Genomic DNA, 15215 nt, shown 5'->3' on the forward strand with positions numbered 1-15215 from the left:
TTGTTATTAATCTAATTTATTGCCAAAAGTCTTTAGATTCTGAAGCGTAGGTAATGGCCTGATCATTATTTTCTTTGTATTTTTCTTTAAGATTTTTTCGGAACCCAATAACATTGTAGTTTCCGTTCTCACTCCTGTTAAAAGATTAAATACAGTCTCGGTTGTCGAATTTTTCCCATCATAAACTACGCTAGAGACTTTAATCAATTGAAAAATTCCTTTTTTGTAGACGAATTTATACTCAAAGCGAACATCATTTTTTTCAGTATTCATTAATAGAAATCCGTTTTCAATAAAAAAATAAGGGATTTGATTTTTAGTATGTACACCGTTTACATATTGGGGTTCAATTACATCAGTTGAAGAGAAAACCAATTTAAATTTCTTATTTGGCTGTAAAAAAAATATTTGTAACCTTAAAGGAACCGCTGTATCGATCGTATCCATCATAATTACGGTTTTGTCGATCAAACCATCTTTATTTAAATCGCCCTTTTCTAACCTGATCTGGACATTAAAATTATCCTTCACCTTCTTTTTTTGAGCGTAAACAATAGTTTGGGTAAATGCCAGAATTAATACAATTATTTTTTTCATATATTTTGAAATATTAAACGCTCATTTACTCTTCCACTTGTATCACTACCGGACCTAATAATCCCGCAGGATTTAAAGCTTTACCTTCCAATCGGAAAGGTGCAGTTGTTTTGGTAATTCTTTTATTTTCTGGCAATTTGCTATCACCTATTAAACGGTTAGCCCAGGTATTTGTCACTCCGATGGTAATTTGGTTCTCGCCTTTTTTAATGGCTTTACTGATTTCTAAACGGTGCGGAGCAGTCCACAAAGTGCCGCAATTTATTCCATTGATTTTTACTTCGGCAATACTGGAGAATTCGCCTAAATCGAGCCAGATTTTACCTTTAAAATCTTCATTGAAGGTGAAATTTTTACTATACGTTGCAGTTCCTGAATAATATTTAACCAAACTATCTGTGTGCCGTGTCCAATCGGTTAAATCGTTAAAAATGATAGGTTTTGATGGGCCGGCATAAGCCGTATCGAATTTTGCCTGCCAGGTTTTAGAAATATCCTGGATGGTTCTAAAATTTGACCAGTTGTTACCTTTATTGAAGTTTTTTTCTTTTGTACTCTTTCTGAATAATATAAATACTGATTGATTTGGTTCTAATTTCAGATTGAAAACTGTTCTGCCATTAAAAGCAGACCATCGTTTAATATTGGTTGTTTCGTTATTTACTGCATTGTAAACTAAAGGGACTTTATCTTTTACACGAAATGAAAACCTAAATTTTCGCTCTTTAGCTTCCTGATTTGAGATAAAATAGATATCTTTTTCATCTGTTTTCCTATGGGTATAAGCAACATTTTTAGCATACATGAATGGCTTATTTATTGGTCCGTCTTCTAAAGCGAAAAAATCGGTTTCAATTCTGATTTGGTGAAAATTTTCACCATAATACGGTGCTTTAACTACCACTCCAAGCCCTATTTTCTTAATAAAGTTAGGGGTAACATTTTTATCCCAAATCTCGTTAACCATCCTATCAAATTCAATTTTTCTCACTTGTTTTAAACCGTTTTGATAGAGCGGTTTATCTGCAACAGTTACCTTTGCACCAGCCTTAATCAATTCTAAAAGTTTTTTAATCGTTTGGTAGCTGATGTATTGATAATTTGGATTCATCTTTAATTTTCCGGTGAAAACCAAAATTTTATAGGTTGCCCCACTTTCGAAAACAACATTGCCATCTTTAACAGTTGCTGTACTCAATACATCGGGATTAAAGCTATCATAAGCATATCCACGTAAAGGATTTACCCAATTTTCGGGATCGGCCATATTTGCTGAATGGGTTACACCGGCTGGCATTTGCCTTAAAGGTTCACCAACATTTGCGAGGCGTTTCTTTTCAGCCTCCACAACATCAGCACCAAAAATACCGGGCAAGGTTTCTACCAGCCTATCTGGTAAAACAGAACGGCGTGGTAATTCTTCACCAGTAAAAACGGCGATATCTACAACAGGTTTGCCTTGCTGTAACAAGTTTTGGGTTCTTTCTGCATAATCTATCCATGCTTTACCAGCTTTCCACCAGGTTTGATCGCGTTGGAAATATAGGCCAACACCATCTAAGGTCATTCCAGGTTTCCGATCTGTCCAGGGGTTGTGTGTAAAAACGTGATACACCAGTTTATTGATCCCTAAAGCATAATTACGATCCTGTAAGGTTTTCATATTCGCTGGACTTTCGTTCCAGTCCATTCTGACTGTTGTAAAAGCCTCGGCCTGAATGATGTTTTTACCATAAATATGTGCGCCAGAAATGGCATCCAACATATCATTTGGTTTGTCATGCGTCGGGCTGTTTAACCAAAATTCGCCCATGGGCACATCAACCGTTTTGTAATGCATCAATCCGTCACTCATCATCGTTGGTGCAATACTTTCGGCCGTAAAAGTTACGCCCTGATCCTTTGCCAGTTTCGCAAGCGGTTTATAAAACTGATCTACAACCAATTCCGAAATCGTTTTTCTAACATCGTAAAGGAAATTTTCGGACACAGATACATTCTCTACAGGTAATCCGGTCATGATGGGTAAATAAGGCGTTAAATCGTAACCTCTCCGCTTTAAAAATTCTGCTTTAAATACTGGCGACCAATTCTGGCTGCCACATTCCCAACTATCTACATGGAAAACGCTTAGAACTTTTTTGGCTATTTCTGGTCCGCCATGTTTTAAGGCTTCACCATACCAATTCTTGAACTGTAATTTTACGGCTTCCGGATTAAATTTGTCGCATTCTAAGCCCTTTCCACCGCCACCTGTTGCATTGGTATGCCCTGTAGAAGTATGGCCAATCCTTAAGATTGTCCAATTGCCTTTCGGCGCTTTCCAGTTTAAGGTTCCATCTGGATTTAATTTATCCGTTAGGTTAATGATCTTATTCAAGGGCACACACAGATTTTTGGCAATTTTTGCTTCAGTACTTCTCTTACTGATCCGCCAAACTGAACCATTTTTGCCTTCGAACTGATTGAGCTGTGCTTCGGAAGATAATTCGAGATTTACGAGCTTTAATGACGGCTTCCATTTGGCTGCATCTAAATCTTCTGAACCTGGTTCAGATCCCTTTTTATCATAAATAAACCTGAAAAACTTAGCGGTGGTAGGTACAATGGAATGGGTAACATCTTCATCTGTGTCTTGCCAGCCATGACGGGGCACTCCCAACCTACCTATTGATCGGAAATTTTTCCTATCATCACTTACCTCAATAGCCAAACGTTGTGCCTGATAGTTATTTCCGCTGATTTTAATGCTTATCGTTCGGCAAGTAAAGGGCTTCACGAATTCGTACTGAATATAACATGGTTCATTTGAACCAAAGTTTTTCTTATTCCCTGGCTGAACGAGACCAGTGGCATCAGCACCATTGCTGGCTGTAATTTTTGGGGCAACCGTTCTTGTTGAAATGCTTTCACCAATTGGTGAGGGGTAAGCGTAAACGGCAATATCTTTATAATAATTTTCTTTTGATTCTGGTTGAGGTAAATTGATCTTAGTAACTGTATTACTGATATTTATTTTTGACCAAACTACTTTCTGCATCGAAAATTCAGGTGTTATCCATGGGCCACCTGCTAGCGCGAAACCATCGCTCACATGCATGCCTATTTTCAGATCCAACCGTTTCGCCTCACTCATGGCAAACTCAACCATTTGCCACCATTCGGGTGTTAGTTGAACGGCAGGCGGTGAATAAACTGGTACTTTATCAGGTCCTTGAATGCTCATTAAATAAGCACCCGCGATGCCGTTTGATTTCATGGCTTCCAGATCGGCCGTGATGCCGGCTTTTGAAACCGCACCTTTAACCCAATACCAAAATACCCAAGGTTTTGCACTTTCGTTCTGTTGCGCAAAAAGGCTTGCTGAAAAGCCAAAGCAAAACAACAGAATGAATATAAAAATCTTGCTAAACCTAAATTTCATTTTTTTATTTTCTTATAAATACCAAAGGTGGCTTTCAACCCGCCAAACAATCTTTATTCAAGAATAGATTATCACGTCGTTCCTCCCCGCATCCGATAGCTATCGGATGACGTTAAATTTTATTTGTGTGCTATTTTATAGCCTCGCAAGCCGAAATAAAGAATCACCAGGAAACATACCAGCGGAATACTGTAGCCGATCTGTACATTATCGTTGTTGGCATCTATTACTGCGCCCATGGTTAACGGTACCAAAGATCCACCAATGATAGACATGATTAGCCAAGAGGAACCAGGTTTTGTATCATCGCCAATTCCCTCAATACCCAATGCAAATATGGTCGGAAACATGATGGACATGAAAAAACCTAAACCACCTAATGCATAAACCACAATTGGGCCCTTTATTGTTATTGCAATTAAACATAAAACAATAGCTACACAAGCATAAACGGACAATAATTTTGGAGCTTTTACATAAGCTAACAAAGCGGTTCCTGCAAACCGACCTACAGTGAAAAGAATTCCATAAATAAATAGATAAATGCCTGCTGTTCTTTCATCGAAGCCTGCTCCTTGTTGCGCAGCGCGGATAAACGAGCTGGTAACACAAACTTGAGCGCCTACATAGAAAAACTGAGCTACAACTGCCCACCTTAAATGTTTGTGTTTTAAGGCACCCAGAAAGCTGCCTTTAGCTTCTCCATCAATGCTTTTGGTTTTTATCTCGGGGAACTTAATAAAGCAAAAAGCAATTGCAATAAAAACTAAAACTATACCTAAAATAATGTAAGGTGTTTTTACAGATGATGCTTCGGCTAAACGGATAGCCTCTGTCATATTCGTTAACTGATCTTTGGTATATGTTTTTCCTGAAAGGATATAATGTGTACCCACATAACCAGCTACGGCTGCTGCCAGGCCATTAAAAGATGCAGCTAAATTTAAGCGGCTCGCAGCCTTGGCTGGATCACCCAATACTGCTGCATAAGGATTTGCCGACGTTTCTAAAGTAGCTAAACCACAGCCAATAATAAATAATGCAATTAAAAACGTAACATAAGAAAGGTTGTTAGCCGCAGGTACAAATAAAAACGCCCCGAATGCAAAAACCAATAAGCCTACAATCATTGTGGTTTTATATCCCCACTTTTTAAGGATGATTCCAGCAGGTATTGCCATCAAAAAATAGGCTAAAAAGATCGATGTATCAATTAACATCGATTCGAGGTTGCTCAGGTTAAAAGCTTTTCGCAAATGTGGAATAAGGCTCGAATCGAGGTTGTGTGCCATTCCCCAAAGGAAAAACAAACTGATAACAAAGATAAATGGCAATAAATACTTCTTTCCTGACGACGGATCGCCCTCAGTTACAATTTCTGGCTGTGTGTTGTGGTTCATTATATTTGTTTTTTTTTGTTTGAATTGGCAAAAAGGATTGCCGCGTCGTTCCTCCTCGCAATGACGATTTTATCTTACTTTTTCTTCACCACCAAAAGATGGTCGCAGACTAGAACAACATCTCCATGCTGGTTAACGATTTCTACATGCTCGGTTACGGTGCCATATTCTGGCCGTTTGCTCTCCCCTTTTTCAGAAATGGTTATTTCGGAGTGAATGGTGTCGCCAATAAAAACAGGTTTTACGAACCGCAATTTATCATATCCCTTACTCATGGCTTCAGGATTGATTTCTGAAGCTGTTAAACCGATGCCAATGCTAAAAATCATGGTTCCGTGAGCGATTCGTTGTTTGAACGGTTGTGTTGCACACCATTCGGCATCCATATGGTGGGGAAAGAAATCGCCGGTATGACCAGCATGAACTACGAAATCGGTTTCGGTTATCGTGCGACCTAGTGTTACACGTTTATCCTGTAAATGATAATCTTCAAAAAATGTTGATTTGAAATACATAGTTTTTAATTTATAGCGATACAATCGCTTATCTCTTGCATCCTCGTTACAAACGAGGACGATATTATAATTTTAATTGTTAGCCATTCAACTAACCTTTATTATACCTTAAATTTTACATTGGCATTTCCATCCAATAAAGCCTAAGTAGTACACCTACGTTCTACTTAAATCCGGCCTAATAAATTTTTCGGATTGCAGTTCCTAGCCTAAGCAGAAACTTTAAAAGAAAAATTTTAAGCCGGGAGTTTTGTTTTTTCAAGGACCTTTATGTTTTCAACTGCATTCAAGCTAGCTCTGCTGGTCTTTTGCGATCAAAAGAAAAGAGCCCGTCTGGCCAAGACATAGTGCATCAGATTGCTTCGGTTCGCTTATTCCCTGCCTCACAATAACGATTTAATTATTCTTTAATCTTTACCCCACCAATATCACTCGATTGGTAGGCACTTTCTACCACGGCCATGGTTTGAATCACATCCTCGACACTGGTGTGTAAAACATCGCTTGAACCTTCATTATATCGCATTAAATTGGCCATTGTGCCAATAAATGCCTCTGGAAACCAAGATCCCTCTAACTTAACTGTTTGCCATTCTGGTAATTTTCCGTCTTCTACAATACAGTATTCAAAAACATCAGGTACGCCATGCGGATAATCCATCAATAAGCCAATTTTAGCTACAATGGCGCCTTTTGTTCCCTCCCATTTAATATAACTTTCCTGATGATTTGGACCGAAATCGTGGTCGTGGTTGGTGTTGATTACCGCATGCATCATATCTCCATAATCGAATAAGATCGTAGAACGAGATGATGACAAGCTTTTCGCCGGATGTTTTAAGGTTTTTGCTAAAATACTCTCAGGATTACCCAAAAATGAACGGATTAAATCGACATAATGAATGCTGTGGTATTGAATTTCTAAACGTGGATGAATAATCACATGCGGAAAAATCTCCCAAGGCGTTTTAATCGTTACGCGGACTTCCATATCATATAATTCGCCGATTAAACCATTATCGATGATGTATTTTGCTGCACTTACAAATGGCGCAAAACGTAATTGAAAGTTTATAGCCGCTTTTAAATTTTTGGTTCTGCAGAGTTCGAGGATTTCTTTTGCCTGTGTAAAATCATCGCCCATGGGTTTTTGAATTAACACCGCACTTCCATAGGGCAACTGCTTTAATGTTTCGATGTATTGCTCAGGCATGATCGTTAAATCGTAAACTGCATTTGCTGGAGCAAGTTTAACCGCCTCATCAACAGAATTATAAACGTTTGGAATTCCAAAAGCATCAGCCAATTTCTGTGCCCGCTCTTTTGTACGGTTTACAATGCCATGTACTTCAAAACCAGCAATTTTATACGCTGGCAGATGCGCATCTGCCACTATCCCGCCTGCACCAATAATAATGATGGGCTGTTTGGTGTGTGGTAGTTCGGGTTTATATTTGATATCAATACTCATTTGTCAATTTCTTTAATCTGGTTCTGTGCAAGCTGGATGAGCGCTTCAGTTGCGGCATCGGTATTGATGGCCTGTAAAACCATTTGATCGATAATGGCAGCAATAGCAGCCCAATTTTGTTTCTGTGGCAACATATTGGCCACCTCGTGTAATTGTTCTAATTTATGGTAATAAGGAATAACCTGGTTGATCTCTTCATCTTTCCAAGTCGAGATCCTGCACCCGATCCCTCCTGCTAAAGTGAGCTGTTTATCCTGTTCTGCAGCCAGTGCAAAGCGGAGAAAATCGTAGGCAATTTCTTTATTTTTACTGCCCTTTGCAATGGTGTAGAGCCAGTATACGTTTAACGAAGCTGATTTTTTACCTGGGTCGCATGGCAATCGTTCCACATCAATTTTTCCTTTTACCTTAGAGTTTGCACCTACTTCGCACATGGCTGCAAAACCGAACCAGTTGATCATCATGGCAGCTTCACCCTGTGAAAAGGCTATTCCAGCGGCTACGGATTCGAATGCTGCAGATTTTGGATGAACGGCGCTATTATCGTTAACGATTTTACGGTAAAAGTTTAAACCATCAATGGCTGCCTGGGTATTGATCTGGATAAAACCATTTTTATCAACCAGTGTACCGCCCCTCGTCCATAATTGCAAAGCAAAATCGAAAACAGTATTGTGGCCATCCGGATAGCAGGCGAAAATACTGCCATATAAATTTTGTTCAGGACGGTTGAAAAAGCGGGCAATCTGATGAAAATCTTCCCAGGTTTTAGGTATTGCTAAGGTTTTGCCGAATTGAGCAAAATATCGGGCCTTTTCAGTTTCACTTTCGAATAAATCTCTTCTATAAATAAAACATTCTGGTCCATCATGAAATGGTAAGCCCACCACTTCCCAGCCGAAGCGCTGCAGTCCTAAAAGTGATTTGCTCCATCCCCTCGGGAAATCGTCGGGTTTGTTTTTGTTGATGTATGGATTTAAAACTTCGAAATCATTGGCTGAATAGCCTTCCAAAACCCAATCAGTACTGATGTGCGCAATGTCAAAATCGCCTTTTGCCAAACCTTTTTGGGTGATTGTACTGTGGTAAAGTTCGTGCAGGTCCATTACCACCATTTCCAACTTTAGTGTACAGCCCGAACGGATACAATATTGTTCCCAGAATTTCTGCATCGCAGCTTCAAATGGCGCAAATTTACGAACGGCTATCCTGAAAGTTTCTATTTGGTTATGCATTTGCAATGGTATGCTGTGTTATAAATTCTTTGATAATTTTTTCATTATCCTGTCCTAATTTTGGCGAACCTATTGGTGAAGTCAATAATTCTCCATCAATACGGATCGGGCATCTGGTGGTTTCATATTTGTAACCATCAATCATTTCCACTTCCTGAACCATCTTCAACACCTTAAAACCCTCATGGGCCATTAAAGCATTCCAATTTAATACATCGGCACACCAAATATCAGCAGGTTCTAAAATGGAAAGCCATTTTTCGGTAGTCGCCGATAAAAGATGATCGGCCAAAATGGCCTTAATCTCATCACGTTTATCGAATGCTTCGCTTACTTCCAAGTATTCTTCCAATTTCTCGCAGCCAAGTAAATTTCCCAACTGTGGAATTGAACCCATCGCCAGGGCTAAATATCCGTTTTCTGTTTGATAAATCCCATAAGGAGCGCCTAAATATGCATTTGCATTGTTCTTTTTAGAACGTTGGGGCAAAGATCCGCCATCATTCATAAAAGTGGTAATGGTTTCAAACTGGAAATCGTAAGCGGATTCCATCATGCTGATCTGTACAATACCACCTTCGTTTTTTAGCGCTTTTCTGTATAAACAGGCCAGGATTCCCTGCGCCAGGTGCGCGCCTGCCAACATATCAATAATCGATAAACCCATTGCTACAGGGCCACTATCAGCATTTCCGGTTAAAGTGGTTAAGCCGGTAACCGATTGCAAAAGTAAATCCTGACCGGGTTTGTTTTTCCATTCCGTGTTGTTGCCATAGCCTGAAATTTCACCATAAACTAGGGTTGGATTTAAAGCGCTAACGGATTGATAATCGAAACCCAAACGCTCCATTACCCCTGGTCGGAAATTATGGATCATTACATCTGCTTTTTTAAGCAGTTCGCGTACCATTTCACAATCTTGTTCGCGTTTTAAATCAACTTCAAAACTTTCTTTATTCCTGTTAATGGCATGAAAAACAGATGATTCGCCGTTCATAATCAGATTTGAGGTATAGAGCGTGCGGCAAATGTCGCCTACACCCAAACGCTCAATTTTTATTACACGCGCACCCATATCGGCCAGGCGCAAACTTGCTGATGGCCCCGATAGGAACTGGCTGAAATCGATAACTAAATAATCTTCAAGCGGTAGCATATTTTTATTTTTTAAAATCGTCACTTCACTAAATGCAATCGTCATCTCGACCGCAGTGTTCCAAAGGAACTCCTTCGGAGGAGAGATCTATTAGCCATACTGCTCTATATAGATTTCTCTCCCGAAACTTCGGGACTGCGCTCCAGTCGAAATGACGACCTTGTGTTTAATTTTATCGGTCGTCATTCCCAACTCGATTGGGAATATCCTAATGCAATACGCTTTAAGATTCCCGCCTGCGCGGGAATGACGGCCAATTTTAATTTATTTTTTCCTGCCCTGTTGTAACGTGACAATTACGTTAATTCAAACTCTCTATTAATCTCAGCCGTATCAAAACCCAATTTTGGTGCTGCTTTGCTGGCAAATAACTTTTCATTATCCAATCTAATCGGGCTTACTGTTGTCTTTATTTTTTTGCCTTCATCTAAATCCAATTCCTGTTCAATCTGTAGGCTTTTATAGGTATTTAATGTTGTAGCGGTTTGATAATTTAATACTTCTGCGCACCAAATACCATGGCCTTCCAAAAGATCAACCCAATGTTTTGTATCTTCTTTTTTAAACGTTTCGGCCAGGCGGACAATTAATTTATCGCGGTTTTCGAATGCTGAACCTGCCTCAACGTATAAGTCAGTAATATCACAATTGATGATCATACAGATATTTGGCAGGTTGCCCATGGCCATGGCAATATAACCATCATTGGTTTCGTACATGCCATAAGGAGCGCTTAAATAAGCGTGTGCACTGCCTTTTGCTCCGCTTCTATCGGGTAATTTACCACCATCGTTTAAGTAGGTGGTTAATACTTCAAACTGTACATCTAAAATGGATTCGAGCAAACTCACCTCTACCAAAACACTTTTATTGGTTTTTGCCCTTTTGATCAAAGCGGCCATAATACCTTGTGCCAAATGGTTTCCGCACATAATATCCGAAACGGAAAGTCCGAAAGGAACTGGTCCGTCTACATCAACACCCGATAAAAATGTTAATCCAGAAACGGATTGTACCAATAAGTCCTGGCCTGGCTTGTTTTTCCACGGGCCTTCACTTCCGTAACCTGTAACTACACCATAGACAATTTTAGGATTAATGGATTGAACATTTTCGTAATCCAGACCAATTTTCTCCATCACACCAGGACGGAAATTATGTGTCATTACATCGGCCTTGCTGATTAATTTTTTAAGTCTTTCTAAATCTTCCGGATTCTTTAAATCGGCGGTATAACTTTCTTTATTCCGGTTGATGGTGTGAAAAAGCAGGCTATCTTCATCAACGAAAAGATTTTTGATGGATAAAGACCTGCAAGCATCGCCTGTTTTTGGTCGTTCGATTTTAATCACACGGGCACCTAAATCGGCCAGTTTCAAGCCAGCTGATGGTCCTGCCAAAAATTGACAAAACTCTAAAACCAAAAGTCCTTCAAGCGGTCTGTTCATGATAACACTAAACTTTTAGATTGCTGATATAATTTGTTCATGGCTGATAAAACCTTGATTTCATCTCCACCATTTATTAAATAATCGCGTATCACATCACCTGCATGGTCTTGAAAATACATCGAACCATGGTAACGTGGACGGAGAAAAGCTCTTTGCAAGGCCGGTAAAGTGTTCAGAAAATAATGCTGGCTCTGACGGTTGACTTCTTCATTTTTCCATGCGGCCAAATGCCCTGGCTGACCACCACTCTCAAAAAACAAGGTAGACTGACAAGCCGGTGAACCTACGAATTCTACATATTTGGCAGCAATCTCCAATGCTTCGCATTTAGCAGAAATGGCTAAGCCTGTTCCACCCAATGTGCTTCTCAGATTGGTTTTACCATCTAAAGAAATCATATCGTGGAAATGCAAGATTTTGCGCGCATAACCGTTACGCGAATAGTTCGAGTAGCCATAAGCAAACGGGCAATACGCAATTTCGTCGGTTAAAGTCATTGCTTCATAAACCTGGATCGGGTTTTTATTGAAGTTTGCTTTATCTATTTTCGAGGCCAGTTCCCGATACATTTGCAAAGCCCTGCTACCAATTTCCTTAGAGACCACCTCTTCGTTTCCTTGACAAGGATCTTCACCTAAAGAGCAGCAAAGGGTATAAAAATTCATTAATACATCAATCGGAATACCAGCAAAGGCAACTAAACCTTTATCGGCAAGTGCCAATAGATCTTCAAAAGATTTAGGCAATTGCAAATCCTTTTGAGCTAATAAATCTGGTCTTGAAGCTGCTACAGGAGTTGCCGCATCTATCGGTAAAGCCCATAAGTGTTTATTATAAAAATAACTCTCGTAAGATTGACCTACCGAATTTTCTTCCTGATCTTTCAAATATTCTTTAGAAAGATAAAGATCCAAAGGCACTATTGATTTTGTTTTTGCGGCAAAACCTGCCCAGGGATGATCGATAACCAACAGATCAAATCGTTCTGCCAACTCTTGGATTGAAAAATCGGCAAATTGCTGCAAGCTTCTTTTCTCCCAGGTGATGTTTACATTTGGGTACAATTCAGAAAATCGCTGTGCCGTAGCCACCATTGGCAAAAGCCCACGGCTATGGTTCCAGGTTATTCCTTTTAAATTAATTATCTTATCCACTTTATTTCTTCTTTTTAGCTAATGGTTGGTGTCTCCACCGGCCATATTTTTATTTTACTTATTTCGGTTGGTGAGACACCAACCGATAGGTTTTAAAGTTGTGGTTCGTGGTGACACGAACCACAGCGAAAGCGCTATGGTTCCAGGTTATTCCTTTTAAATTTATCGTCTTCTCCACTATATTTCTTCTTTTTAGCTAATGGTTGGTGTCTTCACCGACCATGTTCTTATTTTACTTATTTCTGTGATTCTATTTTCCTGTTTTTATAATTATCGATGATGATGTTAAACCAGCTGATGAAGCTGTTAATTTTATGGTTCCGGTTTTTTCTGTTGATTGAAGAATGGCCAAACATAAACCATGGAAAGCTTTACGGTAACTGGCTTTAAAAGGCTCTAAACTTGCCTGAAACCCATTATCAACACCTGCAATAAAACCAACACCTTCAACCTGAAAATCAACCAGATTATCTGCATTTGGCACTACATTACCAGTAGCGTCTAAAACGCGAACGGTTACAAAAGATAAATCTTTACCATCAGCTTTAATATTTTTTCTATCTGCGATTAATTCAATTTTCGCCGGGTCCCCTGCGGTTTTCACTTCACGTACTAAAACGTCTTTGCCACTTTTACGGGATACTGCTTTTAAAGTTCCAGGTTCAAAAGACACATTCCAAAGCACATGTAAATCATCGCCCTGTTTTGATTTTTTTCCTAACGATTTTCCGTTCAGGTACAATTCTACCTCATCGGCATTGTTGTAATAGGCCCAAACTTCTACCGATTTTCCTTGTTTCCAGTTCCAATGAGGCAGAAGGTGTAACACAGGTTTGTTTGTCCACTCGCTTTGGTACATGTAATATGAATCTTTCGGGAAACCTGCTAAATCAACAATTCCAAAGTATGAGCTTCTTGCTGGCCACGGATAAGGTAAAGGCTCACCCAGGTAATCAAAACCCGTCCAAACAAATAAACCTGAAACATGATCGTATTTTTTTGCTGCTGCCCAGGTTTCTTCGTGTGTAGAACCCCAATAAGCTGAAACATTATCGTAAGCCGATGCCGACCATTCGTTATTTCCCGCTGTAAATTTCGTTTTTCCATCTTTTGGCCAACGACGGATGGTATCGGCTGTATCGTAAAAACCCCTGGTTTCTAAAGCCGAAGTGGTTTCTGTAGCCAAAAACTTCACTCCAGGATAATTTTTAGGGAAATCTTTATACAGTTTGTGGTTGTAGTTTAATCCATAAACATCTAATGCATCGGCCTGATAGATGAAGTTCTTTTCAGCTTTTGTTTCCGTTAATGCCGAAATTACAGATCGGGTTTTATCCAGATTTTTAACGATTGAGACTAACTCTTTTGTAATCGCAATGCCTGTACTATCAAACTGCTCGCGGATTTCGTTGCCGATGCTCCAAAGGATAATCGACGGGTGATTACGATCGCGTTTAATCATATCTTCCAGATCTCTTTTATGCCAGGCTGGAAAATCGAGGTGGTAATCGTTTTTGGTTTTCTTTTTCACCCACATATCGAAAGCCTCATCCATAACCAGGAAGCCCATTTTATCGCATAAATCTAGAAACTCAGGTGCAGGTGGATTATGCGCTGTACGGATGGCATTCACCCCCATTGCTTTCATTATTTCCAGCTGACGTTCCATTGCCCTCACATTCACGGCAGCACCCAGGGCACCTAAATCGTGGTGCAAACAAACGCCTAAAATTTTCATTGGTTTACCGTTTAAAGAAAAACCTTTAGCTGCATCGAAATTGAATTCACGCACCCCAAAAGGTGTTGTATATTGGTCAATGATCTTTCCATCGGCTTGCGCAATTTCTACCACCAACTTGTACATCGTAGGGTGGTCAACAGACCACAGTTTAGGATTAGTTATTCCAAGGCCGCTAATCTTCATTGTTATAGCAGTTTCACTTGTATGGAGTGGCCATTCCTTTTTTTGCAATGGGATATTTTTATCATCCAAAATGGTCGTTAGGATTTTATAAGTACCTTTTGTGTTGAATTTATTTTCAATCTCGATCTCCGCATTTACTGACGCAATACTTTCACCAGGTTTTAATTTTCTGCTTTCGTTGCTTTGACCTTTATCGCCGCTGATTAGGAAGGTTTTCACAAAAGTGCCATTGCGTTTGATTGAAACTTTTGCTGCAGATGTAAGCCATACATTTCTGTAAATCCCTGAACCTGAATACCAGCGCGAATCAGGCTGTGCTGAATTATCAACTTTAACTGTAATGATATTTTTTCCAGCTTTTAAGAATCTGCTGATCTCGTAAGAAAAAGAGCTGTAGCCGTAAGGCCTTTTGCCAAAATACTGTCCGTTGACCCAAACTTCACTATTTTTATACACGCCATCGAATTCGATAGTGATTAATCTATCCTTAAAATTGGCAGGAGCTGTAAATTCTTTTCTGTACCAGCCAATGCCTGTGGGTAAACCGCCACCTTCAGGTTTTGCAGGGTTTTTCTCGTCGAATTTCCCCTCAATGCTCCAATCGTGCGGTAAATTGAGTTTTCTCCATTTAAGATCGTTATATGCTGGGGATTTTGCATTTGGTTCGTCCCCTAAAAAGAATTTCCAATCTTTGTTAAAGCTGGTTCTGATGCGGGGTTCGGGAACGGCATAGGCCCGGGGGGGCGTCATTGCGAGGCACGAAGCAATCTTACTACTGTGGGTTAGCTTTTCTTTCGCATTAGGATTGCTTCGTGCCTCGCAATGACGTGATGCATACAGACCCAATACTAAAAAAAATGCAATATTAAAATTAGCTAGCCTCTTCAT

At 39.7% G+C, this 15215-nt stretch carries 10 protein-coding genes; all 10 read right to left on the bottom strand.

Annotated features, from left to right (window positions below):
• Positions 1-6 precede the first annotated feature (6 nt).
• A complete protein-coding gene (locus J7E57_RS08440) occupies positions 7-597 on the bottom strand; it encodes a hypothetical protein (RefSeq protein WP_215127004.1) in 591 nt (196 codons plus the stop codon).
• Between the two features lie 25 nt (positions 598-622).
• Positions 623-4021 carry a glycosyl hydrolase gene (locus J7E57_RS08445; RefSeq protein WP_215127006.1) on the bottom strand — a complete coding sequence of 1133 codons (3399 nt, stop codon included), beginning with the start codon at positions 4019-4021 and terminating at the stop codon, positions 623-625.
• 119 nt (positions 4022-4140) lie between these two features.
• Positions 4141-5421, bottom strand: a complete 1281-nt coding sequence (gene fucP / locus J7E57_RS08450; RefSeq protein WP_215127008.1) for an L-fucose:H+ symporter permease — start codon at positions 5419-5421, stop codon at positions 4141-4143.
• 74 nt (positions 5422-5495) lie between these two features.
• Complete coding sequence (locus J7E57_RS08455; RefSeq protein ID WP_215127010.1) at positions 5496-5936, bottom strand: MaoC/PaaZ C-terminal domain-containing protein; 441 nt, start codon at positions 5934-5936, stop codon at positions 5496-5498.
• A gap of 400 nt (positions 5937-6336) precedes the next feature.
• A complete protein-coding gene (locus J7E57_RS08460; RefSeq protein WP_215127012.1) occupies positions 6337-7407 on the bottom strand; it encodes a Gfo/Idh/MocA family protein in 1071 nt (356 codons plus the stop codon).
• Positions 7404-8642, bottom strand: a complete 1239-nt coding sequence (locus J7E57_RS08465) for an extracellular solute-binding protein (RefSeq protein ID WP_215127014.1) — start codon at positions 8640-8642, stop codon at positions 7404-7406. Before J7E57_RS08465 ends, J7E57_RS08460 begins: the two co-directional genes overlap by 4 nt.
• Positions 8635-9798 carry a CaiB/BaiF CoA transferase family protein gene (locus J7E57_RS08470; RefSeq protein ID WP_215127016.1) on the bottom strand — a complete coding sequence of 388 codons (1164 nt, stop codon included), beginning with the start codon at positions 9796-9798 and terminating at the stop codon, positions 8635-8637. Before J7E57_RS08470 ends, J7E57_RS08465 begins: the two co-directional genes overlap by 8 nt.
• A 296-nt stretch (positions 9799-10094) precedes the next feature.
• The gene (locus tag J7E57_RS08475; protein ID WP_215127018.1) at positions 10095-11246 is read right to left on the bottom strand and encodes a CaiB/BaiF CoA transferase family protein; all 1152 of its coding nucleotides are present in this window, start codon (positions 11244-11246) and stop codon (positions 10095-10097) included.
• Positions 11243-12403, bottom strand: coding sequence for an ABC transporter substrate-binding protein (locus J7E57_RS08480; protein WP_215127020.1), 1161 nt, complete (start codon positions 12401-12403; stop codon positions 11243-11245). The genes J7E57_RS08475 and J7E57_RS08480 overlap by 4 nt, the downstream gene beginning before the upstream one ends.
• A 250-nt stretch (positions 12404-12653) precedes the next feature.
• Positions 12654-15215 carry a glycoside hydrolase family 2 TIM barrel-domain containing protein gene (locus tag J7E57_RS08485; protein ID WP_251029857.1) on the bottom strand — a complete coding sequence of 854 codons (2562 nt, stop codon included), beginning with the start codon at positions 15213-15215 and terminating at the stop codon, positions 12654-12656.

The organism is Pedobacter sp. ISL-64 (assembly GCF_018613605.1).
Classification (GTDB): Bacteria; Bacteroidota; Bacteroidia; order Sphingobacteriales; family Sphingobacteriaceae; genus Pedobacter.